Raw genomic sequence first — 25355 nt, 5'->3', positions numbered from 1 at the left:
TCCCGGCCCCCGGCGCCGGGCCGGCCGGCTGGCTGACCCAGGCGCCGCTCAGCACAATGTCCCCATGCGCACCGTGACAGTCGTGGGCCACCGCGGCGACCCGTACCGCGTCCGCGAGAACACCCTGCCCTCCATCGCCTCGGCGCTGGCGCGGGGCGCGGACGCGGTCGAGATCGATGTCCGCACGACCCGGGACGGCGTACCCGTGCTGCTGCACGACGACACCCTCAAACGGCTGTGGGACTTCGACCGGCCGCTGGCCGAGCTGCCGTACGAGGAGGTGCGCGAGGTCACGGGCGGCGGGGTTCCCACGCTGCGGCAGGCTCTGATGACGGCCGGCGCGCACCGGGTGATGCTCGATCTGCCCGGCGCGGGCGAGGAGACGGTGCGCACGGTGGTGGGCACGGTCCGCGAGTGCGGGGCGGGCGAGCGCGTCCACTACTGCGGGGGGCCGGTCGCCATGCTGCACGTCCGCGCCGCCGACCCGCACGCCGAGATCGCGCTCAGCTGGGTCTCCACCGCCCCGCCGCGGCGTTCGCTGGTCGACGCCGTGCGGCCGCGCTGGCTCAACTACCGCTTCGGTCTGGTCGGTTCGGAGCTGGTGGCGCGGGCGCACGGGGACGGGATGCTCGTCTCGGCGTGGACCGCGGACACCGCGCGGACCATGCGCCGGCTCGTCGGGCACGGCGTGGACTCGATCACCACCAACCGGGTGGACACGCTGTGCGGCATTCTGTCCGGGCGGTAGGACGGGCGCTGTTCGGGACGGGCGGGGGGACACGGGGTGGGTACGGAGACGCTGGCCGCACGGCTGCGGACGGTGAACGGCTGGGTGGTCGACATCGGCCTGGCCCTGCTGGTGCAGGTGGCGGTGTCGATCCCGTTCGTCGTGGACCGGCCCGACGGGCTGCGCCCGGCCACCTGGGCCGACTACGCGATGACCTCCCTCGGCGTGCTGCCCCTCGTGTGGCGGCGCCGCGCCCCGGTCGCGGTGACGCTGGCGGTCCTGGCCGCCCAAGCGGCGTACAAGCTGACCCTGGACGGCCCCGGCCAACCGCTGCCCTACGCGGGGCTCGTCGCCCTCTACACGGTCGCGGCGCTGTCCTCGGCGCGCCGCCGGATCGGCATCGCCGCGCTGGTCGCGGCGCTGATCCTGCCCTCGGTGGCGCTCAACACCCAGGACGCCAAGGAGCTGATGTTCTCCTTCTTCGTCTTCGGCGCCGCGTACGCGCTCGGGCGGCTCACCCACACCCGGCAGGCCTACACGGCGGCCGTCGAGGATCGCGCGGCGCAGCTGGAGCGGGCCAACCGCATCGAGGCCGAGCAGGCGACGGCGCGTGAACGGGCCCGGATCGCACGGGAGATGCATGACATCCTGTCGCACGCCGTCAGCATCATGATCGTGCAGGCCGAGGCGGGGCCGCTGGCCGTGCGGGCGGCGCCCGCCCGGGCGGAGGCCGCCTTCGAGGCGATCTCCGAGACCGGCCGGGACGCCATGGTGCAGTTGCGCCGGATGCTGGGGGTGCTGCGCGAGGAGGCCGCCCCCGACAGCCCGGCCGCCCCGCGCGAGCCGCAACCGGGGATCGCGGCCCTGCCCGCGCTCGCCGAACGGGTCTCGCTCGGCGGGCCGCCGGTCGCGTACGAGGTGACGGGCACCCCGAGTCCGCTTCCGCCGGACACCGAGGCCACCGTGTACCGGATTGTGCAGGAGGCCCTGACGAACACGGTCAAGCACGCCGCGGCCCGGACGGTTTCCGTGCGCCTCGCCTACACCGGGCGGGAGTTGACCCTCACGGTCCTGGACGACGGGCGCGGCCCCGGTGCCGCGCCCGGACCCGGCACCGGGCACGGTCTCATCGGCGTCCACGAGCGCGCCGCGGCGCACGGCGGCCGTGCCTGGGCGGGCCCGGGGCCGGGCGGCCGGGGCTTCGAGGTCGGGGCCGTCATCCCGCTGGACGGCCTCGCCCGCCCGGCGCCGAACGGCGGCTCGGTAGGCTCCTCGGCGGAGGTGGGGGCGTGACGATCCGTGTGGTGGTGGCCGACGACCAGGAGCTGGTGCGCAGCGGCTTCGCGCTGATCCTGGACGTGCAGCCGGACATCGAGGTGGTGGCCGAGGTGGGCGACGGCGCGCAGGCGGTGGAGGCCGTGCGCCGCCTCGCGCCCGACGTGGCGCTGCTCGACATCCGCATGCCGCGCCTGGACGGCATCGAGGCCTGCCGTGCGATCAGCGCGGCCGGGTCCTGCCGCACGGTGATGCTGACCACCTTCGACGCCGACGAGTACGTCTACGAGGCGCTGCACGCGGGGGCGAGCGGCTTCCTGCTCAAGGACGTGCGGCGGGACGACCTGGTGCACGCCGTGCGGGTGGTGGCGGCCGGGGACGCGCTGCTCGCGCCGTCGGTGGCGCGCCGCCTTGTCGCCGAGTACACCGCGCGGCCCGCCGCGCCGAGCCCCTCCTCGCGGCTGGAGGCGCTGACCGCGCGCGAGCGCGAGACGCTGCTCCTGCTCGGCCGGGGCCTGTCCAACGCCGAGATCGCGGCCGAGCTGACCGTGTCCGAGCACACGGTGAAGACGCATGTCGGCAACGTGCTGGCCAAGCTCGGGCTGCGCGACCGCGTCCAAGCGGTGATCTGCGCGTACGAGACGGGCCTGATCGCCGCGGGCACCCCTTCCTGAGCGCGGCCCCGCGGAGGGATCTCGCTCGCGCGGGGGAGGGAGCCGTCGTCGAACTCCCCCGCACCGGTGAGGTGTCGGCCCGCCGGAACCGCCCGCGGCGGCGATCCGCCCGGGGGTCCCTGCTCGGCAGGATGGAGTCCGTCAACACATCGGACCGCCCGAGCACGGAGACCCCCTCATGAACCCCCGCACCCGCACCACCCTGATCGCCGCCGCCCTGGTCCTGGGGATCTCGGCGGGCCCGGCCACCGCCGCTTCCCCGGCTCCCCCGGCGGCCCGGGCCGCCGCGCACCTGGACAGCGGCAGCCTCGACACCGCGGCCCTGCGCGCGGCCATCGCGAAGGCGGGACAGCCGGGCGCCGACGCGACCGCCGCGCTCGTCCGCGTCGGCGGAGGCGAGGGACGCTGGGTCGGCAGTGCCGGGGTGCACGACCTGGCGAGCAGCACCCCGGCGGACCCGGACGCGCGGTTCCGGGCGGGGTCGGTCACCAAGGTCTTCACCGCGGCGATGGTGCTCCAGCTCGCGGGCGAGGGCCGCGTCGACCTGAACCGGCCCGCGCGCGCCTATCTGCCGGACCTGATCCCGGCCGCGTACGCGGAGGTGACGGTGCGTCAACTCCTCAACCACACCAGTGGCATCCCGTCGGCCGGCTCGCCCGACGACTCCGTGGAGTATCTGTACGCGCACCGCTTCGAGGCCCGCGACCCGGCCGACGTGGTGCGAGAGGCGACCGCCCGGAGGCCCGACTTCGCGCCGGGGACCGCGCAGCACTACGACAACATCGGCTACACCGTGGCGGGTCTGCTGATCGAGCGGGTCACCGGTGACACCTACGCCCACCAGCTCGCCGCCCGCATCGTGCGGCCGCTGCGCCTCAAGGACACCTATGTGCCCGGCGCCGACCCCGCCATCCGCGGCCCGCACAACCACGGCTACCAGGTGTTCGCGAAGCCGGACGGCTCGACCGAGCTGCGGGACGTCTCGGAGTGGGGCGCCGGGGACACCTTCGCCGCGGGCGACCTGATCTCCACCACGGCCGACCTGGAGCGCTTCACGCGGGCACTGTTCACCGGCCATGTGGTGCGCGGCGCGCAGCTCAAGGAGATGTTCACGCTGCCCGGCCCGTCGGTGCGCGCCATGGGGACCGGCAAGCCCGCCTCCTACAGCGCGGGCCTGTCGACGATGCGGCTCGGCGGTCACGACGTATGGGGCAAGACGGGTGGCCGCTGGGGCTACAACACGGTGATCGCGGCCACCGTGTCGCCCACCGGAGCGCTGTCGCGGACCCTGGTCTACAGCGTCAACTCCACGGACGCCAAGGGCTCCGACATGAACCCCACCGCCCAGCGGATCATGCTGGCCGCCTTCGGCGCCCCGGACCGCGCCTGACCCTCACGCCGGTACGGGCGCGCCCATCGCCTCCAGGGTCTTGATCTTGCGCCGCACGATGAACAGCGGGATCACGCCGAACACCCCGAACGACATGTCGATCACCGACCACCAGAAGGGGATGCCGCGCAGGGGCCCGCAGATCAGCGCGAGGGGGATGATGCCCGCGCAGGCGATCATCCCGAACTCGACGACCCAGATGTTGCGTACGGGGTCGCGCAGCGGCCCGCAGAAGGCGACCGCGATGACGAGGTGGGCGAAGGCCAGCCAGTCCGTGCCGTACAGCAGGAACGGGTACTCGGCGTCCGCCGAGTCCAGCCCCGCGCGCACGCGGTCGATCCAGGCGGCCGCCCCCGGCAGCCAGTCGCCCAGCGGCGTGTTCCGCAACAGGGACTGCGTCCAGTGCAGTTCATGGACCAGGGGAAAGGCCGTCAGACCGCTCAGCACGAGGCAGACGACGAAGACGGCCAGCCATACGCGGGTACGCCGCACGAGGGCGTTTCGCTCGCTCATGATCACAGCGTACGCCCCTGTTGAACGCGTTCAAAACCCGGTCCGGTCCGCGGTCACAGGCCCACGATCGCGTTCCAGCGTTTGGCGAACTCGACCCGCTCCTCGGAGGTGATGTCCCGGGCGATCGCGAGGCGCTTGCGCATCGCGTCGTCCGGGAAGATCAGCGGGTCCTCGGCGAGTTCGGCCTCGTCCTTGTTCTTGGAGGAGGCCAGGACGTCGCGGGCGGCCGGCACCGGGCAGACGTAGTTGACCGAGGCGGCCAGCTCGGCCGCGACCCGGGGGTCGTAGTAGTAGTCGACGAGCGCCTCGGCGTTGGCCTTGTGGCGGGCCAGGTTGGGGATCATCATCGACTCGGCCCAGAGCTCCGCGCCCTCCTCGGGCACCACGAACTCGATGTCGGGGTTGTCGGCCTTCAGCTGGAACACGTCGCCGCTGTAGGCCTGACAGGCCAGCACGTCGCCCTTGTTGAGGTCGCTGGTGTAGTCGTTGCCGGTGAAGCGCCGGATCTGCTTCTTCGCCACCATCTTCTCGACGTGGTCGCACATCCGGTGGAAGTCGGCCGCGGTCCACTTCGTGATGTCGGTGCCGTCGCCCTGCATCAGCAGCGCGAACGACTCGTCGAGGCCGGAGAACAGCGTGACCTTCCCCGCGAGCCGCGGGTCCCACAGATCGCTGACGTGCTTGATCTCGCGGCCGAGCCTCTTCCTGTTGTACGCGATGCCGGTGATCCCGGACTGCCACGGGACGCTGTGCAGGCGCCCCTTGTCGAAGGCGGGTGTGCGCAGTTGGGGATCGAGGTGGCGGGCGACGTTGGGCTGCTTGGCCCGGTCCATCTCCTGCACCCAGCCGAGCCGCACGAACCGGGCCGCCATCCAGTCGCTGATCACCATGAGGTCCCGGCCGGTCTCCTGATGGTTCATCAGGGCCGGGCTGATCTTCCCGAAGAACTCGTCGTTGTCGTTGATCTCCTCGGTGTACGTGACGGAGATCCCGGTGTTCCTGGCGAACGCGTCGAGGGTGGGGCGCTTGGAGGCGTCCTTGTCGTCGACGTCTATGTAGAGCGGCCAGTTGGCGAAGGTCAGGGACCGGTCGGCCGCCGAGCGGTCGCGCCCGGCCCGGTCGCCCGGTTCGACGTACGCCGCGGGGACCCCGCAGCCGGACAGCGCGGCCAGCGCGGCGCCGCCGCCGAGGGAGCGCAGGAGGCTGCGGCGGGAGAACGGGCTGGCTGCGGGGAAGGCGGTCGGTCGCATTCCGGCAGGATGCCCGCGGCGCCCCGGCGCGTTCAATGGACGCTGCGTACAGCCGTGGGGCCCAGGCCGGACACCCTGTCGGGGGTGCGGCGGCAACGCCGAAGGGGCGGGGCACCAACTCCCCCGCCCCTTCGGCGCGTTCAGGCTCCGACTCAGCCCTCGATGGACGTCATCACGTGCTTGATGCGGGTGTAGTCCTCGAAGCCGTACGCCGAGAGGTCCTTGCCGTAGCCGGACTTCTTGAAGCCGCCGTGCGGCATCTCGGCGACCAGCGGGATGTGGGTGTTGATCCACACGCAGCCGAAGTCCAGGTTCTTGGACATGCGCATGGCGCGGGCGTGGTCCTTGGTCCACACCGAGGAGGCGAGCGCGTACTCGACGCCGTTCGCGTACTCCAGGGCCTGGGCCTCGTCGGTGAAGGACTGGACGGTGATGACCGGCCCGAACACCTCGTTCTGGATGATCTCGTCGTCCTGCTTGAGGCCGGAGACGACGGTCGGGGCGTAGAAGTAGCCCTCCTCGCCGACCCGGTGGCCGCCCGCCTCGACCTTGGCGTGCGCGGGCAGGCGGTCGATGAAGCCGGAGACCTGCTTGAGCTGGTTGGCGTTGTTGAGCGGCCCGTACAGCACGTCCGCGTCGTCCGGCCGGCCGGTCCTGGTCTCGGCGGCGGCCTTGGCGAGCGCGGTCACGAAGTCGTCGTGGATCGCCTCGTGCACCAGGACGCGGGTCGCGGCCGTACAGTCCTGGCCGGCGTTGAAGTACCCGGCGACCGCGATGTCCTCGACGGCCTTGGCGATGTCGGCGTCCTCGAAGACGACGACCGGGGCCTTGCCGCCCAGCTCCAGGTGGACGCGCTTGACGTCCTTGGAGGCGGACTCGGCGACCTGCATGCCGGCCCGTACGGAACCGGTGATGGAGGCCATCGCCGGGGTCCGGTGCTCGACCATGGCGCGGCCGGTGTCGCGGTCGCCGCAGATGACGTTGAAGACACCCTTGGGCACGATCGCGCCGATGATCTCGGCGATCAGGACCGTCGAGGCGGGGGTGGTGTCCGACGGCTTGAGGACGACCGTGTTGCCCGCCGCGAGCGCCGGGGCGAACTTCCACACGGCCATCATCATCGGGTAGTTCCACGGCGCGACCTGCGCACAGACGCCCACCGGCTCACGGCGGACGATCGAGGTCATCCCCTCCATGTACTCGCCGGCGCTGCGGCCTTCGAGCAGCCGGGCCGCGCCCGCGAAGAAGCGGATCTGGTCCACCATCGGCGGCACTTCTTCGGTGCGGGTGAGCTCGATCGGCTTGCCGGTGTTCTCCGACTCGGCGGCGATCAGCTCCTCGGCGCGCTCCTCGAAGGCGTCCGCGATCTTGAGCAGCACCTTCTGGCGCTCGGCGGGGGTGGTGTCGCGCCAGGCCGGGAAGGCCGCGGCGGCGGCCGCCATGGCGGCGTCCACGTCCTCCTGGCCAGAGAGCGGCGAGGTCGCGTACGCCCGGCCCGTCGCCGGGTTGACCACCTCGATGGTCCGCCCGTCGGCAGCATCGCGGAACTCCCCGTCGATGTAGTTGCGCAAACGACGCAGTTCGGTGGTCACTTCGCTGGCCTCCCGGTCCGATGTCCGATGGGTGAGACAGCCCACCCTAGTCGGTCGAGTGACGCTTTCGACAGACCCACCGCCCGTGAACTTCGGATTCAGTTCTCTGGAGGTCACGGAACAACGAATTTCATCGCTTTGGGGTTGCGGGACGGACGACTCGGGTGCACAGTGGCTCCGTGGCCAGCCGAAGCACAGACCCCAGGATCGGGAACGGATCACCCTCCCGTGTCCCGACCACCGCCCCCCAGGCGGACGCCCCGCGTCGCACCAACGGGACGTCGATCGATGCCGTCTCCCTGGCGATCATCGAGCAGCTCCAGGAGGACGGGCGCCGCCCGTACGCCGCGATCGGCAAGGCCGTCGGCCTGTCCGAGGCGGCCGTGCGCCAGCGCGTCCAGAAGCTCCTGGACCAGGGCGTCATGCAGATCGTCGCCGTGACCGACCCGCTCACCGTGGGGTTCCGGCGCCAGGCGATGGTCGGCATCCGGGTCGAGGGCGACCTCGACCCGGTGGCGGAGGCCCTGACGGCCATGGCCGAGTGCGAGTACGTGGTGATGACCGCGGGCTCCTTCGACCTGATGGTGGAGGTCGTCTGCGAGGACGACGACCACCTCCTCGAAGTGATCAACAAGAGGATCCGCGCCCTCCCCGGCGTGCGCTCCACCGAGAGCTTCGTCTACCTCAAGCTGAAGAAGCAGACCTATATGTGGGGAACCCGATAGCCGTGAGCAAGGACCTCAGCCAGACCGCCTACGACCACCTGTGGATGCACTTCACCCGCATGTCGTCGTACGAGAACGCGCCCGTTCCCACCATCGTCCGTGGCGAGGGCACCTACATCTACGACGACAAGGGCAAGAGGTACCTGGACGGCCTGTCGGGCCTGTTCGTCGTCAACGCCGGCCACGGCCGTCACGAGCTCGCCGAGACCGCCTACAAGCAGGCGCAGGAGCTGGCCTTCTTCCCGGTGTGGTCCTACGCCCACCCCAAGGCCGTCGAGCTCGCCGAGCGCCTCGCGAACTACGCGCCGGGCGACCTCAACAAGGTCTTCTTCACCACCGGTGGCGGCGAGGCCGTCGAGACCGCCTGGAAGCTGGCCAAGCAGTACCACAAGCTCACCGGCAACCACACGAAGTACAAGGTCATCTCGCGCGCGGTCGCCTACCACGGCACCCCGCAGGGCGCCCTGTCCATCACCGGCCTGCCCGCCCTGAAGGCGCCCTTCGAGCCGCTGGTCCCCGGCGCGCACAAGGTGCCCAACACCAACATCTACCGCGCTCCGAGCCACGCTCACGCCGATGATCCCGTGGCCTTCGGCCGCTGGGCCGCCGACCAGATAGAGCAGGAGATCCTCTTCGAGGGTCCCGAGACCGTCGCCGCCGTCTTCCTGGAGCCGGTGCAGAACGCGGGCGGCTGCTTCCCGCCGCCGCCCGGCTACTTCCAGCGCGTGCGCGAGATCTGCGACAAGTACGACGTGCTGCTCGTCTCCGACGAGGTCATCTGCGCCTTCGGCCGGCTGGGCACGATGTTCGCCTGTGACAAGTTCGGCTACGTACCGGACATGATCACCTGTGCCAAGGGCATGACCTCGGGCTACTCCCCGATCGGCGCCTGCATCGTCTCCGACAGGATCGCCGAGCCGTTCTACAAGGGCGACAACACCTTCCTGCACGGCTACACCTTCGGCGGCCACCCGGTCTCCGCCGCGGTGGGCCTGGCCAACCTCGACATCTTCGAGAAGGAGGGCCTCAACCAGCACGTGCTCGACAACGAGGGCGCCTTCTTCGACACCCTCAAGAAGCTGCACGACCTGCCGATCGTCGGCGACGTCCGCGGCAACGGCTTCTTCTACGGCATCGAGCTGGTGAAGGACAAGGCCACCAAGGAGACGTTCAACGACGAGGAGACCGAGCGCGTCCTGTACGGCTTCCTCTCCAAGGCGCTCTACGACAACGGCCTGTACTGCCGGGCCGACGACCGCGGCGACCCGGTCGTCCAGCTCGCCCCGCCGCTGATCTCCGACCAGTCGACCTTCGACGAGATCGAGGGCGTGCTGCGCCAGGTCCTCACGGAGGCCTGGACGAAGCTCTGACCGTCGGCGCCCCCGGCCCGGCCGCGCCCATCCGAGTGAGATGGGCGCGGCCGGGCCGCGTGCTGTCCGGGCAGCCATGCCCCAGTCCCTAGCGTGCCCAGTGACCGATCGGCCCTGCCTTCGTTCCCCCGTACGGGGAGCAGGAAATCTGATCTGAACCGAGGTGTGCACCATGGTGGCTCCGCCGGACAACGACGTGCTGTGGGCGCGTTCCCTGCACCATTCCCACAGCGGCTCCCCCGCCCTGACCGGCGTCAGCGTCGGGGTCCGCGAGGGCGAGATCCTCGCCGTCGGCGGACCACGCGGCAGCGGCAAGACGACGCTGCTGCGCTGCCTGTCGGGCTCCCTGGTCCCCGACGAGGGCGAGGTGTGGTTCAACAGCGGGCCGGTGCACACCCTGGGCGCGGTCGCCCGCGAGCGGCTGCGCCGCGACCGGTTCGGCTGGATCGACCCCGAACCCACCCTGGTCCCCGAACTCACCGCCTGGGAGAACGCCGCCCTGCCGCTGCTCCTGCGCGGCATCGCGCACCGCGCCGCGAAGAAGGCCGCCCTGGAGTGGCTGGAGCGGCTCGACATCGACATGTGCGCGAGGAAACGCCCGCACGCCCTGCTCCAGGCGCAGCGTCAGCGCGTGGCCATCGCCCGGGCGCTGATCGCCACCCCGGCCGTGCTGTTCGTCGACGAGCCGACCGCGACCCTGCACCGCGCCGACCGGGCCCAGGTGCTGCGCACCCTGCTCACCGCGGCCCGCTCGCACCGGATCACCACACTCATCGCCACCCACGACACCGACATCGCGGCGCTGGCCGACCGCACGGTGGTCCTGATCGACGGCCGCCGGGTCAACTCCCCCGGAAACAAAGGCGCTTCGGAAACGGAGGGTATCGCGGCGTGCTCGCTCTCCGTCTAGCCCGCGCCACCCATCCCCTGGTCCTGCTGCGCCGTCTGCTGGTGTCCGCCGCGTCCGCCGGGGTCGGCTTCCTGCTGCTGTGCACGCTCGGGTACGCGGTCGGCCATCCCGGCGGGTCGGCGCTGCGGCTGCTGTGGTGCGTGGTGCCCCTGGCGGCCACCGTGTACTTCGCGGTCGCCGTGGCCCGCACCGACCCGAGCACCCGGCCGCGTACCGGGCTGTCCGCGGTCGGCCTGGGCCCGGCCCGCCTCGCCGCGATCGCCGCGGTGTCCACCCTCGTGTCGTGCACGCTGGGCTCGGCGGTGGCGCTGCTCGTCTATCTGCGTCTGCGCGGCGACATCTCGGGACTCCCCTTCGACGGGGCCGCCGCCGGTCTGCTCACCGCGGACCAGCCCATGCCGCTGGCGGGCGCCCTGACCCTGCTCGCCGTCCTGCCGGTGACGGCGTCGGCGGCGGCCGGGATCGCGCTGCGCCCGCGCACCCCGCGCCCCGGCGACGAGAGCGATCCGGTGCGCCCCGAGGAGCCCGCGCCGGCGCCGAGCGGGCTGCCCTGGGGCTTCGCGCTCGTCGCGGCGGGGCTCGCGGTCGAGACGTACGTGAGCCGCGGGAGGTCGCAGGCCGCGTTCCCGATGCCGGGCCACCCCGAGGGCAGCCCGGCCGGGGTGCTGGCCGGGTGGGCGCTGACCGCGGTCGGCCTCGCCCTCGCCGGGCCGGGGCTCGCGCACTTCAGCGGGCGGCTGCTCCAGCTCGCCCGGCCGGGCGCGGCCCGCCTGCTCGCGGGCCGGATCCTGATGACGGAGGCCCGCCGCATCGGGCGCCCGCTGGGGGTGGTGTGCGCGGTGGCCTCCGCGGGGATCGCGGCGGGCACGCTGTACGGGGACCGGGCCGGGCCGCACCCCTTCGGGCCGCTCACCGGGCTCGGCGCGGCGCTGGTGATCAGCTGCACGGTGGCCACGCTGCTGACGGCGACGCTGGAGTCCCGGCACGCCCGTGCCCGCACCACGGAGGCCCTGCTGTCCCTGGGCACCCCGGCGACCCTCCTCCGTACCGCCGCCACCCTGCGCGCCGTGTCCCTGCTGGCCGTCTTCACCCCGCTGACCCTCACGATCGCAGAACTCGCGGCCCTGCCGCTGCGCTGAGGGGCCAGCCCCCTGGGGCTCCGCCCCAGACCCCCGTTCGCGCCTGAACGGCGCTCGTCCTCAAACGCCGGACAGGCTGAAGATGCCCATACTGGCCAGCACCAGTGCCTTTAGGGGCGCGGGGAACTGCGCGAGAAGCGGGCACGGTCCGCAGGTCGAAGGGGGTTTGAGGGGCGCGGGGAACTGCGCGACAAGCCGCGCGCGGTCCGCGGGTGAAAGCGGGGTTGGGGGGCGCGGGGACCCCGTGAGGGGCTCGGGCGGTGCGTTTAGCATGGACGCCGTGCCGGACGAAGAAGCGACGCGCCCCACGCGCAGCGAGACCGAGATCGAATCCCTGGCCGAGTTCGACGCGGCCACCGCCCACCGCGGCCTCGCCGGCTTCAGGGTCCAGTCGGTGGACCTGACCGCCCGCACGCCCGTACTGCTCGCCACCGACACCGCCGACGCCGTGTTCCTCGGCTGCGCGATGGAGCCGGAGGCCGCCGCCAAGGTGCGGGCCGACGGCGCCCTGGTCTTCCCGCCCGTACCGCACCTGCCGTTCGACCCGTACCGGGGCGCGCTCTACTCCCCCGCCGAGCTCTTCGAAGGTCTGGCGTCCGGCTACGAGCGGACCCCGGACGCGCTGTCGTACGCCTGGTTCCAGCGGACCAGGACGGACGGCGACATCTTCTCCTCGATGCTGCGCTCCATCCACGACGACGCGATCTCCGACGCCCTGGACGAACTCCTCGTCGGTGCACGGGTGGTGGGCGTGATGGGCGGTCACGCGATGGCGCGCGGCACGGCCGAGTACGAGGGCGCCGCCGTGCTCGGGCGCACGCTGGCCCGCGCCGGGTTCACGGTGGCCACGGGCGGCGGCCCGGGTGCGATGGAGGCCGCGAACCTGGGCGCGTACGCGGCGCCCTTCGACGACGCGATGCTGGCCTCGGCCCTCGAACTCCTCGCCACGGAGCCGTCGTTCAGGCCGTCCGTGTCCGCGTGGGCGCGCGCCGCCTTCGACGTCCGTACGAAGTGGCCGCGCGGCGGCACCTCCGTCGGCATCCCCACCTGGTTCTACGGCCACGAGCCGCCGAACGCCTTCGCGAACTCGATCGCCAAGTACTTCGCCAACGCCACCCGCGAGGACGGCCTGCTCGCCCGCTCCAACGCCGGGGTCGTCTTCCTGCCGGGCGCGGCGGGCACCGTACAGGAGATCTTCGACAACGCGACGCCGAACTACTACGAGTCGCGGGGCGGCCCCACCCCGATGGTGCTGGTCGACCGCGCGCACTGGACCGAGCGGCTGCCCACCTGGCCACTGCTCCGGGCACTCGCGCGGGACCGGCCGATGGCGGCCCGGATCGCGCTGGTCGACTCGGTCTCCGAGGCTCCGGCGGCGCTGGCCCGTATGTCCCTCCAGCCGTCGGCCGGGTGACGGGCGAGCGCTTCGGAAGCCGATATTCCGTGAGCGTCGCAAGAGGAGCATCCGCTCAGGCAACTCCCAAGGGGCGGTAAACGTCTGGTAAAGCGGAGTGGGGCGGACAGGCCGCCCCCGCCAGGAACGGAGTCACTTGTGCTGCTCGGTCTGCTGACCGCCATCGCCGCCTCGGTCTGCTACGGCACGGGTTCGGTCCTGCAAGCGGTGGGGTCCCGCAAGTCCGCCCGCCGCGACGCGGCCGCCGGTGACCGGACCCAGCACGGCGGGCCCAGCCTCTCCTCCACCGCCAAGGCGGCGACGACGTGGGAGTTCATCGTCGGGACCGTGCTCGACTTCGTCGGGTTCGGCCTCGGCGCGCTCGCGGCCCGCCTCCTGCCCCTCTTCCTCTCCCAGACGGTGATCAGCGCGAACCTGGTCATCACGGCCGTCCTCAGCGTCAAGCTCCTGGGCATCCGGCTGAACCGCGCGGAGTGGACGTCCATCGGCGTGGTGTGTTCGGCGCTGGTCCTGCTCGCCTCGGCGGCGGGCCACGAGGGCAGCGGGCACACCGAGCGGGCCACGCACTGGTGGCTGCTGGCGGTCTCGATCCTGCTGATGGCGGGTGGCACGGTGGTGGTACGGCTCCTGGGCGCCCGCGCCGCGATCCTCGCGGGACTCCTGTCCGGCCTCGGCTTCGGCGCGCTCGGCGTCGGCGTACGCGTCCTGAACGGCATCGACCCCTTCGACGTCGGCGCCCTGCTCGGCGACCCGGCGCTGTACGCGATCCTGGTCGCGGGTGTCGGCGGCATGTACCTGCACACGGTGGCCCTCCAGATCGGCTCGGTCAACGGTGCGACGGCGGCGCTGGTGGTGGGCGAGACGGTGCTGCCCGGCGCGATCGGTGTGCTGTGGCTGGGGGACGCGTCGCGCGAGGGCCTCGCGTGGATGGCGGTGCTGGGGTTCGTCCTCGCGGTGGCCGGGGCGGTGGCGGTGGCGTGGTTCGGTTCGCCCGACGCGCACGGGGCGCCGGAACGCGAGCGCGAACTGACCCCGGTGGGCTAGGCGCGGACACCACGGGGCCCTGGGTGGAACCCGGCCCCACGGAGGGTCTAGGCAACGGGCGGGGTGGGGGAATCGCCCAGCACCACCACCGCCTCCGCCGCGAAGGCGACCCCCGTCTCCGCCCCCACCACGGGCGCCCCCTCCAGCCCGCACTCCGCCTCCAGATGCGGCCCCGCGTCCGGCCGCAGCCGGAGCGAGACGTGGCTGCCGCGGAACGTCCGCGCGACCACCGTGCAGGGCAGCCCGTCCCGCGGGGGGACGAGCCGGACGCCCGCCGGGCGGACCAGGACCCGTACGGGACCCTGGGGGGAGCCCGCGGGGACCGGCACCTTGCCCCAGGGCGTGTCGGCGATCTCTCCCGCCACGGTCGCCGGGACCACGTTTTCGAAGCCGAGGAAGCGGGCCACGAATTCCGAGGCGGGCCGCTGCCAGACCTCCAGAGGCGTACCGGTCTGCGCGATACGGCCGTCGCGCATCACCACGACCCGGTCGGCCAGCGCGAACGCCTCGCCCTGGTCGTGCGTGACGGCCAGCACCGTGGTGCCCAACTGGCCGAAGAGCGCGCGGAGTTCGATCACGAGGCGTTCGCGCAGGGTGCGGTCGAGCTGGCCGAGCGGCTCGTCCAGCATCAGGAGCCGAGGCGAGGGCGCGAGGGCCCGCGCCAGCGCCACGCGCTGCTGCTCGCCGCCGGACAGCGCGGCGACGGCCCGCCGCTGCGCGCCGGGGAGCCCGACGAGTTCGAGCAACTCGGCCACTCGGCGCGCTTGTTCGGCCCGCGCTGCCCCCCGCATCCGGAGCCCGAACGCCACGTTCCCGGCGACGTCGCGCTGCGGGAAGAGCTGGTGGTCCTGGAACATCAGGCCGAGCCCGCGCTGGTGCACGGGCACCCCCGCCTGGTCCACCCCGGCGAGCAACACCCGCCCGGCGTCCAGGGGCTGGAGCCCGGCGACGACCCGCAGCAGCGTCGACTTGCCGCTGCCGCTGGGCCCGAGCACGCACACCGTCTCGTGGTCGGCGACCTCCAGGTCGACCGCGTCGAGCGCGGCGCGCTGTGCGAACCGTACGGTCGCACCGTCCAGTCTCAGCATCAGAACTCCCCGCTCCGGTCGGTCCGGATCCGTTCCAGGACGAGCAGCGACACCGCGCACACCACCATCAGAATCGTGCTGAGAGCCATGGCCTGGCCGTAGTTGAGGTCGCCGGCCCGGCCGAGGAGGCGGGCCACGGCGACGGGCAGGGTCGGATGGTCGGGCCGGGCGATGAAGACGGTCGCCCCGAACTCCCCGAGCGAGACCGCGAAGGCGAAGCCCGCCGCGATCAGGAGGGCGCGCCGCACCAGCGGCAGGTCCACCTCTCGCCAGGCCCGCAGCGGGGACGCCCCGAGCACGGCCGCCGCCTCGCGCAGCCGCCCGTCCACCGCGCGCAGCACCGGCAGCATGATCCGTACGACGAAGGGAGTGCCCACCAGCGCCTGGGCGAGCGGCACCAGGATCCACGAGGTCCGCAGGTCCAGCGGCGGCTCGTCGAGGGTGATCAGGAATCCGAAGCCCACGGTCACGGCGGAGACGCCGAGCGGCAGCATGAGGAGTGCGTCGAAGCCGCGGATCAGCCGGCCGCTGCCGCGCCGGGTCAGGGCGGCCGCCGCCAGGCCGCCGATGACGAGCGCGATGGCGGTGGCGGCGAGCGCGTACTGGAGCGAGTTCCCGATCGCCTCGATGGGCGGCACGAGGAAGCTGCCGTTGTCCCCGGCGTCCTGGAGCGCCCGGTAGTAGCCGAGACCGTAGCCGTCGGGGGTGTCCAGGGAGCGCTCGATCAGTACGCCGACGGGCAGCAGGATGAGCAGGACGACGACCGCGAGGACTCCGGCGAGCAGCGTCCACTGCCCGGCGCCGCGCGGGCGCCGCGCGGTCTGGGCCGGGTCGACCAGTGTGAGCGCGCTCTCGCGGCGGCGCACCGTGCGGGCGTGCACGGCGAGGACGGCGCCGACCGCCGCGAACTGCACGAGCGTCAGGACGGCCGCGGTGGGCAGGTCGAGGAGTTCGGCGGTCTGCCGGTAGATCTCCACTTCGAGGGTGGAGAAGGTGGGGCCGCCGAGGATCTGGACGACGCCGAAGGAGGTGAAGGTGAAGAGGAAGACCATGAGCGCGGCGGCGGCGACCGCGGGACCGAGAGCGGGCAGCGTCACCGTGCGCCAGGCCGCGAACCGTGAGGCGCCGAGCACCCGGGCCGCCTCTTCCTGGCGGGGGTCGAGCTGGGACCACAGGCCGCCGACGGTGCGGACGACCACCGCGTAGTTGAAGAAGACGTGAGCGAGCAGGATCGCCCACACCGTGGTGTCCAGGCGCACGCCCCACAGCTGGTCGAGCAGCCCGCCGCGGCCGAGCAGCGCCAGGAACGCGGTGCCCACCACGACGGTCGGCAGCACGAACGGCACGGTGACGACGGCCCGCAGCAGTTGCTTGCCGGGGAAGTCCAGGCGGGCGAAGACGTAGGCGCCGGGCAGGGCGATCAGCAGGGTGAGCGCGGTGGAGGCGAGCGCCTGCCAGGTGGTGAACCACAGGACGTGCCCGATGTCCGGGTCGCCGAGCACCTCGCCGATCCGGCCGAACTGCCAGGCGCCGTCCGCCCGGAGCCCGCGGCCGACGATGGCGGCCACGGGCCAGGCGAAGAACACGGCGAAGAACACGGCGGGCAGGGCCATCAGGCCGAGCCGCACCGCGCCCCGCCGCGCTTTCGTGCCTACTTCAGGACGAGCGAGGACCACGTCTTGACCCACTGGTCACGGTTCTTGGCGATCTTGTCGGGGGCGACGGTCGCCGAGTTCGTGACCTTCGCGCCGAACTTGGTGAACTCCGGCGGGACCGCCGCGTCCTTGGCGACCGGGTCCACGAACATCTGCAGCGGCATGTCCTCCTGGAACTTCTTGGAGATCAGGAAGTCCAGGAGCGCCTTGCCGCCGGCCTCGTTCTTGGCACCCTTGAGCAGGCCCGCGAACTCGGTCTGGCGGAAGCAGGTACTGGTGGCGACGCCGGTGGGGGCCTCGGCGGGCTTGGGGTCGGCGTAGATCACCTCGGCGGGCGGGCTGGAGGCGTACGAGACGACCAGCGGCCGGTCGCCCTTGGCCTTCCTGCCGCCGGCCGAGCCGGAGAAGTCGGTGTTGTAGGCCTGCTCCCAGCCGTCGACGACCTTGACGCCGTTGGCCTTCAGCTTCTTCCAGTAGTCCTGCCAGCCCTCGTCGCCGTACCTGGCGACCGAGCCGAGCAGGAAGCCGAGCCCGGGCGAGGACGTCGCCACGTTCTCCGTGACGAGGAGGTCCTTGTACTCGGGCTTGATCAGGTCGTCGAAGGACTGCGGCGGGGTGAGCTTCTTGTCCGCGAAGTACTTCTTGTCGTAGTTGACGCAGATGTCGCCGGTGTCGACGGGCGTGACCCGGTGCTTGGCCCGGTCGAGCTGGACGTCGGCGGGGATCCGGTCCAGGCCCTTGGCCTCGTACGGCGTGAAGACGCCGTTGTCGAGGGCGCGCGAGAGCAGTGTGTTGTCGACGCCGAAGAACACGTCGCCGCGCGGGGAGCCCTTGGTGAGGATCTCCTGGTTGAGGGCGGCCCCGGCGTCCCCGCTCTTGAGGACCTTCACGGTGTAGCCGGTCTGGGCGGTGAACGCCTTGAGCACCGGGTCGGACGCGGCGAACGAGTCGTGGCTGACCAGCGTCACCGTCTTACTGGCGGGCCCGCTCGCCGTGCCGGACTTCTTGCCGTCCGAACCGCCGCAGGCCGCCAGGGTGGTGACCCCGAGGGCGGCGGCGAGCGCGCCGGCCGCGAGCCTCTTGGTACGCATGTGTTCATTCCTCCTGGAGATGACCAGGAAGAGACGCGGCCCTGCCCGCACGACGTGGCGTCGTGCGGGCAGGGCGCAACAGCTTGAGTAATCGCCGAACTTCCTACCCCGAATGACCGGGGCAAGGTTCAGAGGGTCTGCGGTCCGTGTCCCTCGCGGGCACCGCACTCTCAGCGCTGTGGCGCTCCCCTGTCGGAATATGCAGATGTTTCCAGCCAGGTTACACGGGGCCCTTCACGCGCCCGGGGCCGTTTCGCCGTTCGGACGCGCCGTGGCTAGCGCTCGGAGGCGGCGAGCTGGCCGCAGGCCCCGTCGATCTCCTGACCGCGGGTGTCGCGGACGGTCACGGGCACGCCGTGGGAGGCGATGGCCTCGACGAACGCCTTCTCGTCCTCGGGCCGCGAGGCCGTCCACTTGGAGCCCGGCGTGGGGTTCAGCGGGATCAGGTTGACGTGCACCCGCTTGCCCTTGAGGAGCCGCCCGAGCAGATCACCGCGCCACGCCTGGTCGTTGATGTCGCGGATCAGGGCGTACTCGATGGAGATGCGGCGGCCGGACTTCTCGGCGTACTCCCACGCCGCGTCGAGGACCTCGCGGACCTTCCACCGGGTGTTGACCGGGACGAGGGTGTCGCGCAGCTCGTCGTCCGGCGCGTGCAGGCTCACCGCGAGGCGGCACTTGAAGCCCTCGTCGGCGAAGCGGTGCATGGCGGGCACCAGGCCCACGGTGGAGACGGTGATGCCGCGCTGGGACAGGCCCAGGCCGTCCGGCTCGGGGTCGGTGAGCCGGCGGATGGCGCCGACCACGCGCTTGTAGTTGGCGAGCGGCTCGCCCATGCCCATGAAGACGATGTTGGACAGGCGCGCGGGACCGCCGGGGACCTCGCCGTCGCGCAGCGCCCGCATGCCGTCGACGATCTGGTGCACGATCTCGGCGGTCGACAGGTTGCGGTCGAGACCCGCCTGGCCGGTGGCGCAGAACGGGCAGTTCATGCCGCAGCCGGCCTGCGAGGAGATGCACATCGTCACCCGGTCCGGGTAGCGCATCAGGACGGACTCGACGAGCGTGCCGTCGTGCAGCTTCCACAGCGTCTTGCGGGTGGTGTCGTCGTCGCACGAGATGTGGCGCACGACCGACATCAGGTCGGGCAGCAGCTCCTCCTGGAGCCGGCCGCGCGCGGCGAGCGGGATGTCGGTCCACTCCGCCGGGTCGTGGGCGTACCGCGCGAAGTAGTGCTGCGAGAGCTGCTTGGCGCGGAACGGCTTCTCGCCGATCGCGGCGACGGCTTCCTTGCGCTCGGCGGGCGAGAGGTCGGCGAGGTGCCGCGGCGGCTTCTTGGCTCCGCGGGGGGCGACGAAAGTGAGTTCTCCGGGCTTGGGCATGGTTCCTCAAGTGTCTCAGACGTACGGAAAAGGGCTCGCCGTCCTGTGGACGACGAGCCCTCACCGTGCAAAGCGATACGAAAACGCAGGTCAGCCGGTTCCCACGAACACCACGAGCAGCAGCCACACCACGGGGGCCGTCGGCAGCAGGGAGTCCAGGCGGTCCATGATGCCCCCGTGGCCGGGGAGCAGCGTGCCCATGTCCTTGATGCCCAGGTCCCGCTTGATCATCGACTCGCCGAGGTCGCCGAGCGTGGCGCTCGCCGCGACCGCGAGGCCCAGCAGCAGGCCCTGCCACCAGGTGCCGTCGTCGATCAGGAACTGCATGCACAGCGCGCCCGCCACCATCGCGAACGACACCGCGCCGAACAGGCCCTCGCGGGTCTTTCCGGGGCTGATGCGCGGCGCCAGCTTGTGCTTGCCGAAGCGCCAGCCGACCGCGTACGCGCCCGTGTCGCTGACCACCGTGAGCAGCAGGAAGACGAACACCCGCCAGGGGCCGTCGTCCGCCGTGAGCAGCATCGCGACGAACGTGGCGAGGAACGGCACGTAGAACGCCGCGAAGACGCCCGCCGTGACGTCCCGCAGATAGCCCTCGGGCGGCTCGGTCATCCGCCACACCAGCACCGCGAGCGAGGTGAGCGCCATCGCAACCCAGGCACCCTCGGCACCGCTGACGTACCCGGCGACGACCATCGCCGCGCCGCCGACCGCGAGCGGCACCAGCGGCGCCTTGATCTGCTTGCGCTCATCGAGGCGGCTCGTCAGCTCCCACAGCCCGACGACCACGGCGACCGCGATGACGCCGACGAAGACGGCCTTGACGATGAAGAGCGACGCGAGGATGACCGCGCCGAGCCCCACGCCGACCCCTATCGCGGCCCGCAGATCGCGGCCCGCCTTCTTCTTCTCCGGCTGGGCGGGCACGGACGGCGTGGGCGGGGTGCTTGCCATGGGCTCCTGCGGCGTCTCGTCGCGGAACAGGGGACCGCCCGGCAGAGCGGCCCCCAGGTCACGTTCGTCGCGGTCGTCGGGGCCTCTGCCTGCGTCGGGCACGATGGGCATCTGCTGCGTCCTCGACGGAGGCGGGGCGTCATACGCATCGTATGCGGGCCCCGCCGGGAACGCCCCCTGGGAAGGCCCCTCGGGGGTTCCCCAGTATTCGGGTCTCGGCGGAGCCCCCCAGGAAGAGTCGTTCATCAGACCTCGAGCAGCTCGGCTTCCTTGTGCTTGAGCAGCTCGTCGACCTGCGCCACGTACTTGGCGGTGGTGTCGTCGAGCTCCTTCTCCGCACGGCGGACCTCGTCCTCGCCGGACTCCTTGTCCTTGACGAGCTTGTCGAGAGCGTCCTTCGCCTTGCGGCGCACGGCGCGGATCGACACCTTGGAGTCCTCGGCCTTGGTGCGCGCGACCTTGATGTAGTCCCTGCGGCGCTCCTCGGTCAGCTCCGGGAAGTTCACGCGGATGATGCTGCCGTCGTTGCTCGGGTTGACGCCGAGGTCCGAGTCGCGGATGGCCTGCTCGATGTTGCGCAGCGCGCTCTTGTCGAACGGGGTCACCACCGCCATGCGCGGCTCCGGCACCGAGAACGAGGCGAGCTGGTTGATCGGCGTCAGCGCGCCGTAGTAGTCCGCCACGATCTTGTTGAACATCGCCGGGTGCGCACGCCCGGTGCGGATCGCGGCGAAGTCCTCCTTGGCGACCACGACGGCCTTCTCCATCTTCTCCTCGGCCTCGAGGAGGGTTTCTTCGATCACCACTTGCTCCTGCATGTCTTGGGTGGGCCGGGAGTTCTCAGTGCGACCTGAGCCCTTGAGCCCCGGATAACCAGCGTCTTTCCCTGCACGGTGTCCGACCGGCAGGGGATTGTCCATCCCCCGGTCAGGCCCGGGTGCCCTGGTCGCTCACGAGCGTGCCGATCTTCTCACCCTTCACGGCGCGCGCGATGTTGCCCGCCGTCAGGAGCTCGAAGACGAGGATCGGGAGGGTGTTGTCGCGGCACAGGGTGATGGCGGTCATGTCGGCGACCTTCAGGTCGCGCGTGATGACCTCGCCGTACTCCAGCGCGTCGAACTTCACCGCGTCGGGGTTGACCCGGGGGTCGGAGTCGTAGACCCCGTCCACGCCGTTCTTGCCCATCAGCATGGCCTCGGCGTCGATCTCCAGGGCGCGCTGGGCGGCCGTGGTGTCGGTGGAGAAGTACGGCATGCCCATGCCGGCGCCGAAGATGACGACGCGGCCCTTCTCCAGGTGGCGCACGGCCCGCAGCGGAATGTACGGCTCGGCGACCTGACCCATCGTGATGGCGGTCTGGACGCGCGAGTCGATGCCCTCCTTCTCCAGGAAGTCCTGGAGGGCGAGGCAGTTCATGACCGTACCGAGCATGCCCATGTAGTCGGAGCGGGCCCGGTCCATGCCGCGCTGCTGGAGCTCGGCGCCCCGGAAGAAGTTGCCTCCGCCGATGACGACGGCGATCTGCGCCCCGTCCCGGACGACTGCGGCGATCTCGCGGGCGATGTTGTGCACGACGTCGGGGTCGACACCGAGCCCCCCACCGCCGGCGAACGCCTCACCGGAAAGCTTCAGCATGAAGCGCCCGGCCACCTTGCCGTCATCGCGCTTGTGGTCGGCCGAGTGATCGGCCTTGGCGGCGTCCGCGCCCTGATTCATGGGGATCTCCTCGTGCACATACGAAGAAGGCCATTGCCGTGGGTACTCATGGTCCCTTGCGGCAATGGCCTCCTCGTCAGATCTGCGGTCGTCCGTCGCGTGCGCGGCCGACGACTGCCTCAGACCCTAGCGGGGTCTAGTGTCGAACGCTGAACAGACTCAGATGCCGACCTTGATGCGCGAGAAGCGCTTCAGGGTGACACCGGCCTCCTTCAGAACCTGCTCGACGGACTTCTTGTTGTCCAGCGCGTACGGCTGGCCCAGCAGCGTGGCGTCCTTGAAGAAGCCGTTGACGCGACCCTCGACGATCTTCGGGAGCGCGGCCTCGGGCTTGCCCTCGGCGCGGGTGGTCTCCTCGGCGACGCGACGCTCGGTCTCGACGACCTCGGCCGGAACGTCCTCACGGGTGAGGTACTTCGGCGCGAAGGCGGCGATGTGCTGCGCGACACCCTTGGCGACCTCGGCGTTCTCCTTGTCGAACTCGACGAGGACACCGATCTGCGGCGGCAGGTCAGGCATGGTGCGGTGCATGTACGCGGCCACGTAGCCGCCCGTGAACTGCGCGAAGCGGTCCAGGACGATCTTCTCGCCGAGGTTGGCGTTGGCCTCGTCGACGAACGCCTGGACGGTCTTGCCGGCCTCGATCTCGGAGGCGAGCAGCGCGGCGATGTCGGCCGGGGAGGTGGCGGCGACGTGCTCGGCCAGCTTGGCGGCGACGGCCTGGAACTTGTCACCCTTGGCGACGAAGTCCGTCTCGCACTTCAGCTCGACCAGAACGCCGGACGTCTTGTCCTCGGAGATGAGGGAGACGACGGCACCGTTCTCGGCAGAACGGCCCTCGCGCTTGGCGACGCCCTTCTGGCCCTTGATGCGCAGCGCCTCGACGGCCTTGTCGACGTTGCCGTCGGCCTCGTCCAGGGCCTTCTTGCAGTCCATCATGCCGGCGCCGGTGAGCTCACGGAGCTTCTTGACGTCAGCGGCGGTGTAGTTCGCCATGAGTCTGTGTTTCTCTCTCGGAGTCGATGAGATCTACGAAGATCTGCGGGGCTACGGGTCGACGGCGGGGGCTTGTGGCCCCCGCCGTCAACTACCGAACCTGTTGGGTCCCTGGGGAGGGTCAGGCCTGCTCGGCGTCCGTGGCCGGAGCCTCGGCCGGCTTCTCGGCCTCGGCGGCGGGGGCCTCGGCAGCAGCCTCGGCGGGCTTCTCCGCCTCGGCGTCGTCAGCCTTCTTCTCACCCTCGAGCAGGTCGCGCTCCCACTCGGCGAGCGGCTCGCCGGCCGCCTTCTCGCCCGGCTTCGAGTCGCCGGTGGCCGCGCCGGAGCGGGCGATGAGGCCCTCGGCGACAGCGTCGGCGATCACACGGGTGAGCAGGGTGACGGAACGGATCGCGTCGTCGTTGCCCGGGATCTTGTAGTCGACCTCGTCGGGGTCGCAGTTCGTGTCGAGGATCGCCACGACCGGGATGTGGAGCTTGCGCGCCTCACCGACGGCGATGTGCTCCTTCTTGGTGTCGACGATCCAGACGGCGCTGGGAACCTTCGACATCTCGCGGATACCACCGAGGGTCTTCTCCAGCTTGGCCTTCTCGCGCGAGAGGACCAGGAGCTCCTTCTTGGTGAGACCCGACGCCGCGACGTCCTCGAAGTCGATCTGCTCGAGCTCCTTGAGGCGCTGCAGACGCTTGTAGACGGTGGAGAAGTTGGTCAGCATGCCGCCGAGCCAGCGCTGGTTGACGTAGGGCATGCCCACGCGCGTCGCCTGCTCGGCGATCGCTTCCTGCGCCTGCTTCTTGGTGCCGACGAACATGATGGAGCCGCCGTGCGCGACGGTCTCCTTGACGAACTCGTAGGCGCGGTCGATGTACGACAGCGACTGGAGCAGGTCGATGATGTAGATGCCGTTGCGCTCCGTGAAGATGAAGCGCTTCATCTTCGGGTTCCAACGACGGGTCTGGTGACCGAAGTGGACGCCGCTCTCCAGCAGCTCCCGCATCGTGACGACGGCCATGGCCGTACTCCTTGAGGTACTCGGTTATCGCGGCCGCCGGTCGGCTGCCGCGCCTGACGCCCCGGTGCGCCGTGCCCAGAACCCTGAACGGGTGAGGACCGAGAGGCGCGGCCGGCGATGGTGGTGAGACCGCCGGCGGGGCGTGCGAAGTCGACCCGGTCACCCGGATCGCCACAAGAAGTGTACGGGACCCGCACAGTGCCGGGTGACGGCGCTGTCCACAACCAGCGAGTACTCCACAGCTTCCCGTCAAGATCCCCCCGCCCCGCCGCATCCCGGGACCCTGATACCCATGTACCGAGCACTCCTGATCGCCCTCGCCGCCGCGGCCGCCTGGCCGGTCCTCCCACCCGCCGTCATCCACCCGTGGGCACCGCCCGCCACGCCCTACGGCCCCGGCCACCGCGGCGTCGACCTCGCCGCACCACCCGGCACCCCCATCCATGCCGCCGCCGGCGGCCGGGTCACCTTCGCCGGCCAGGTCGCCGGGCAAGGAGTCCTCACCATCACCCTGCCGGGCCCGACGTCCCCACCGCTGAGAACGACCTACGAACCAGTACGCCCCCTGGTGACCCGGGGCACCGAAGTAACAGCGGGCCAAATCGTCGCCACCGCCGACAGCGCCCCCTCCCACTGTCCGGGCGGCTGCCTGCACTGGGGCCTGCTCAGAGGCGACATCTACCTGAACCCCCTGCTCCTCCTGCACCGCGCCGCGCCCTCACGGCTGCTGCCGGTGACGGGGGTGGTCGAGCCTGGGGGGTGAGGGGTGGGGGTGCGGGGAGGGGTGGGGGGGAGGGGGCGGGGGGGAGGGGGGCGGGGGGGAGCCCCCGCCAGAAGGATCAGCCGCGTACGCCTCGCAGCGCCATGGCCACCGCCGCGTCGGCGATCGCGGTGGAGGATTCCGTCGGGCCCTGTTCGATGCGGCGGACCGCCGCGTCGACGATGCCCTGGAGGAGGACGGCGGCCAGGCGCGGCTGGTCGTGGTCCAGGTCGGCGAGGGCTTCGACGATCATGGCGATGAGGCCGCCGTGGGCGGCCCGGATCTTCTCGCGGGCGCCGGCGTCGAGTTCGCTGGCGGAGATGGCGACGACGGCTCGGTGGCGCTGGTCGCCGACGAGGCCGAGCTGGTGGCGTACGTACGCCTCGACCTTGGCCTCGGGGGTTTCGGCCCGCTGCATGGCGCCCTCGATCTCGGCGGCCCAGAGCGGGAAGTCGACGGCGCAGAGTTCCTCGACGACCGCGGCGCGGGAGCGGAAGTACTCGTACACGGACGAGCGGGCGAGGCCGGTGCGCTCGGCCAGGGCGGGGAAGGTCAGTGCTTCCGTCCCGCCTTCGGACAGCAGGGAGCGGGCGGCGTCGAGGAGGGCGTCGCGCTGCATGGTGCGGTGCTCGGCCACGGAGGCCGCTCGGATCCTGGGCACTGCTCCACTTTACGACC

The 25355-nt window shown here is 71.5% G+C and carries 24 protein-coding genes and 1 riboswitch; of the genes, 11 read left to right on the top strand and 13 right to left on the bottom strand.

Annotated features, from left to right (window positions below):
* Nucleotides 1-64 precede the first annotated feature (64 nt).
* The 4 genes from DT019_RS31940 to DT019_RS31925 all read left to right on the top strand — a co-directional run bounded on the left by DT019_RS31940 (nucleotide 65) and on the right by DT019_RS31925 (nucleotide 4066).
* Nucleotides 65-748, top strand: coding sequence for a glycerophosphodiester phosphodiesterase (locus DT019_RS31940; protein ID WP_114040456.1), 684 nt, complete (start codon nucleotides 65-67; stop codon nucleotides 746-748).
* 36 nt (nucleotides 749-784) lie between these two features.
* On the top strand, nucleotides 785-2020 hold the full coding sequence (locus tag DT019_RS31935; RefSeq protein WP_223279857.1) for a sensor histidine kinase: 1236 nt from the start codon (nucleotides 785-787) through the stop codon (nucleotides 2018-2020).
* Nucleotides 2017-2676, top strand: a complete 660-nt coding sequence (locus tag DT019_RS31930) for a response regulator (protein WP_114040455.1) — start codon at nucleotides 2017-2019, stop codon at nucleotides 2674-2676. The genes DT019_RS31935 and DT019_RS31930 overlap by 4 nt, the downstream gene beginning before the upstream one ends.
* Nucleotides 2677-2854: 178 nt before the next feature.
* Nucleotides 2855-4066, top strand: coding sequence for a serine hydrolase domain-containing protein (locus DT019_RS31925; RefSeq protein WP_114040454.1), 1212 nt, complete (start codon nucleotides 2855-2857; stop codon nucleotides 4064-4066).
* Nucleotides 4067-4069: 3 nt separating this feature from the next.
* Here DT019_RS31925 and DT019_RS31920 read toward each other — a convergent pair whose 3' ends face one another.
* The 3 genes from DT019_RS31920 to DT019_RS31910 form a co-directional block, all read right to left on the bottom strand.
* Nucleotides 4070-4579 (bottom strand): hypothetical protein, encoded by a 510-nt coding sequence (locus DT019_RS31920; RefSeq protein ID WP_114040475.1) that lies wholly within the window; start codon nucleotides 4577-4579, stop codon nucleotides 4070-4072.
* 53 nt (nucleotides 4580-4632) lie between these two features.
* Nucleotides 4633-5829, bottom strand: a complete 1197-nt coding sequence (locus DT019_RS31915; RefSeq protein ID WP_114040453.1) for a spermidine/putrescine ABC transporter substrate-binding protein — start codon at nucleotides 5827-5829, stop codon at nucleotides 4633-4635.
* 152 nt (nucleotides 5830-5981) lie between these two features.
* Nucleotides 5982-7421 (bottom strand): gamma-aminobutyraldehyde dehydrogenase, encoded by a 1440-nt coding sequence (locus DT019_RS31910; protein ID WP_114040452.1) that lies wholly within the window; start codon nucleotides 7419-7421, stop codon nucleotides 5982-5984.
* Nucleotides 7422-7600: 179 nt separating this feature from the next.
* Between DT019_RS31910 and DT019_RS31905 the strand changes: the two genes are divergently transcribed.
* The 6 genes from DT019_RS31905 (at nucleotide 7601) to DT019_RS31880 (ending at nucleotide 14023) form a co-directional block, all read left to right on the top strand.
* Nucleotides 7601-8146 carry an Lrp/AsnC family transcriptional regulator gene (locus DT019_RS31905; protein ID WP_223279856.1) on the top strand — a complete coding sequence of 182 codons (546 nt, stop codon included), beginning with the start codon at nucleotides 7601-7603 and terminating at the stop codon, nucleotides 8144-8146.
* Complete coding sequence (locus tag DT019_RS31900; protein WP_114040450.1) at nucleotides 8131-9516, top strand: aspartate aminotransferase family protein; 1386 nt, start codon at nucleotides 8131-8133, stop codon at nucleotides 9514-9516. Before DT019_RS31905 ends, DT019_RS31900 begins: the two co-directional genes overlap by 16 nt.
* A gap of 172 nt (nucleotides 9517-9688) precedes the next feature.
* Nucleotides 9689-10426 carry an ABC transporter ATP-binding protein gene (locus DT019_RS31895; RefSeq protein ID WP_114040449.1) on the top strand — a complete coding sequence of 246 codons (738 nt, stop codon included), beginning with the start codon at nucleotides 9689-9691 and terminating at the stop codon, nucleotides 10424-10426.
* Entirely contained in the window at nucleotides 10408-11565 is a 1158-nt protein-coding gene (locus DT019_RS31890; protein WP_114040448.1) for a hypothetical protein, read from the top strand. The genes DT019_RS31895 and DT019_RS31890 overlap by 19 nt, the downstream gene beginning before the upstream one ends.
* 280 nt (nucleotides 11566-11845) lie before the next feature.
* Nucleotides 11846-12979: an LOG family protein gene (locus DT019_RS31885; protein WP_223279855.1), complete on the top strand. Its 1134-nt coding sequence runs from the start codon at nucleotides 11846-11848 to the stop codon at nucleotides 12977-12979.
* A 138-nt stretch (nucleotides 12980-13117) separates the two neighbouring features.
* Nucleotides 13118-14023 carry a hypothetical protein gene (locus tag DT019_RS31880; protein ID WP_114040446.1) on the top strand — a complete coding sequence of 302 codons (906 nt, stop codon included), beginning with the start codon at nucleotides 13118-13120 and terminating at the stop codon, nucleotides 14021-14023.
* A gap of 47 nt (nucleotides 14024-14070) precedes the next feature.
* On the opposite strand, the gene DT019_RS31875 is transcribed toward DT019_RS31880, so the two are convergent.
* From DT019_RS31875 to rpsB, 9 genes are all read right to left on the bottom strand, one after another.
* Entirely contained in the window at nucleotides 14071-15111 is a 1041-nt protein-coding gene (locus tag DT019_RS31875) for an ABC transporter ATP-binding protein (protein ID WP_114040445.1), read from the bottom strand.
* Nucleotides 15111-16724, bottom strand: a complete 1614-nt coding sequence (locus DT019_RS31870; protein WP_114040473.1) for an ABC transporter permease — start codon at nucleotides 16722-16724, stop codon at nucleotides 15111-15113. The genes DT019_RS31875 and DT019_RS31870 overlap by 1 nt, the downstream gene beginning before the upstream one ends.
* 38 nt (nucleotides 16725-16762) lie before the next feature.
* Nucleotides 16763-17857 (bottom strand): thiamine ABC transporter substrate binding subunit, encoded by a 1095-nt coding sequence (locus DT019_RS31865; protein ID WP_114040444.1) that lies wholly within the window; start codon nucleotides 17855-17857, stop codon nucleotides 16763-16765.
* A gap of 82 nt (nucleotides 17858-17939) precedes the next feature.
* A riboswitch (TPP riboswitch) is annotated at nucleotides 17940-18058 on the bottom strand.
* A gap of 74 nt (nucleotides 18059-18132) precedes the next feature.
* A complete protein-coding gene (gene rlmN / locus DT019_RS31860) occupies nucleotides 18133-19239 on the bottom strand; it encodes a 23S rRNA (adenine(2503)-C(2))-methyltransferase RlmN (RefSeq protein ID WP_114040443.1) in 1107 nt (368 codons plus the stop codon).
* A 90-nt stretch (nucleotides 19240-19329) separates the two neighbouring features.
* On the bottom strand, nucleotides 19330-20439 hold the full coding sequence (locus tag DT019_RS31855) for a phosphatidate cytidylyltransferase (RefSeq protein WP_114040442.1): 1110 nt from the start codon (nucleotides 20437-20439) through the stop codon (nucleotides 19330-19332).
* On the bottom strand, nucleotides 20439-20996 hold the full coding sequence (gene frr / locus DT019_RS31850) for a ribosome recycling factor (protein WP_114040441.1): 558 nt from the start codon (nucleotides 20994-20996) through the stop codon (nucleotides 20439-20441). The genes DT019_RS31855 and frr overlap by 1 nt, the downstream gene beginning before the upstream one ends.
* A 124-nt stretch (nucleotides 20997-21120) precedes the next feature.
* Nucleotides 21121-21909, bottom strand: a complete 789-nt coding sequence (pyrH, locus tag DT019_RS31845) for a UMP kinase (RefSeq protein WP_189390091.1) — start codon at nucleotides 21907-21909, stop codon at nucleotides 21121-21123.
* A gap of 159 nt (nucleotides 21910-22068) precedes the next feature.
* On the bottom strand, nucleotides 22069-22905 hold the full coding sequence (gene tsf, locus DT019_RS31840) for a translation elongation factor Ts (protein ID WP_114040439.1): 837 nt from the start codon (nucleotides 22903-22905) through the stop codon (nucleotides 22069-22071).
* A 121-nt stretch (nucleotides 22906-23026) separates the two neighbouring features.
* Nucleotides 23027-23917 carry a 30S ribosomal protein S2 gene (gene rpsB, locus DT019_RS31835; RefSeq protein WP_114040438.1) on the bottom strand — a complete coding sequence of 297 codons (891 nt, stop codon included), beginning with the start codon at nucleotides 23915-23917 and terminating at the stop codon, nucleotides 23027-23029.
* 292 nt (nucleotides 23918-24209) lie between these two features.
* Between rpsB and DT019_RS31830 the strand changes: the two genes are divergently transcribed.
* Nucleotides 24210-24680 (top strand): M23 family metallopeptidase, encoded by a 471-nt coding sequence (locus DT019_RS31830; protein WP_114040437.1) that lies wholly within the window; start codon nucleotides 24210-24212, stop codon nucleotides 24678-24680.
* Between the two features lie 76 nt (nucleotides 24681-24756).
* Here DT019_RS31830 and DT019_RS31825 read toward each other — a convergent pair whose 3' ends face one another.
* Nucleotides 24757-25314 carry a TetR/AcrR family transcriptional regulator gene (locus DT019_RS31825; protein WP_114040436.1) on the bottom strand — a complete coding sequence of 186 codons (558 nt, stop codon included), beginning with the start codon at nucleotides 25312-25314 and terminating at the stop codon, nucleotides 24757-24759.
* Nucleotides 25315-25355 lie beyond the last annotated feature (41 nt).

This window comes from Streptomyces sp. SDr-06, assembly GCF_003324565.1.
In the GTDB taxonomy this organism is placed as follows: domain Bacteria; phylum Actinomycetota; class Actinomycetes; order Streptomycetales; family Streptomycetaceae; genus Streptomyces.
Note: the sequence above shows the minus strand (reverse complement) of the source record. Positions and strands in the feature narration are given on the sequence as shown.

Bases quoted from the DNA above. Each gene is read 5' to 3' on its own strand.
- DT019_RS31940 (WP_114040456.1), top strand. From the start codon at position 65: ATGCGCACCGTGACAGTCGTGGGCCACCGCGGCGACCCGTACCGCGTC.
- DT019_RS31925 (WP_114040454.1), top strand. From the start codon at position 2,855: ATGAACCCCCGCACCCGCACCACCCTGATCGCCGCCGCCCTGGTCCTG.
- DT019_RS31920 (WP_114040475.1), bottom strand. From the start codon at position 4,579: ATGAGCGAGCGAAACGCCCTCGTGCGGCGTACCCGCGTATGGCTGGCC.
- DT019_RS31915 (WP_114040453.1), bottom strand. From the start codon at position 5,829: ATGCGACCGACCGCCTTCCCCGCAGCCAGCCCGTTCTCCCGCCGCAGC.
- DT019_RS31895 (WP_114040449.1), top strand. From the start codon at position 9,689: ATGGTGGCTCCGCCGGACAACGACGTGCTGTGGGCGCGTTCCCTGCAC.
- DT019_RS31875 (WP_114040445.1), bottom strand. From the start codon at position 15,111: ATGCTGAGACTGGACGGTGCGACCGTACGGTTCGCACAGCGCGCCGCG.
- DT019_RS31870 (WP_114040473.1), bottom strand. From the start codon at position 16,724: ATGGCCCTGCCCGCCGTGTTCTTCGCCGTGTTCTTCGCCTGGCCCGTG.
- DT019_RS31865 (WP_114040444.1), bottom strand. From the start codon at position 17,857: ATGCGTACCAAGAGGCTCGCGGCCGGCGCGCTCGCCGCCGCCCTCGGG.
- rlmN (WP_114040443.1), bottom strand. From the start codon at position 19,239: ATGCCCAAGCCCGGAGAACTCACTTTCGTCGCCCCCCGCGGAGCCAAG.
- DT019_RS31855 (WP_114040442.1), bottom strand. From the start codon at position 20,439: ATGAACGACTCTTCCTGGGGGGCTCCGCCGAGACCCGAATACTGGGGA.
- pyrH (WP_189390091.1), bottom strand. From the start codon at position 21,909: ATGAATCAGGGCGCGGACGCCGCCAAGGCCGATCACTCGGCCGACCAC.
- tsf (WP_114040439.1), bottom strand. From the start codon at position 22,905: ATGGCGAACTACACCGCCGCTGACGTCAAGAAGCTCCGTGAGCTCACC.
- rpsB (WP_114040438.1), bottom strand. From the start codon at position 23,917: ATGGCCGTCGTCACGATGCGGGAGCTGCTGGAGAGCGGCGTCCACTTC.
- DT019_RS31830 (WP_114040437.1), top strand. From the start codon at position 24,210: ATGTACCGAGCACTCCTGATCGCCCTCGCCGCCGCGGCCGCCTGGCCG.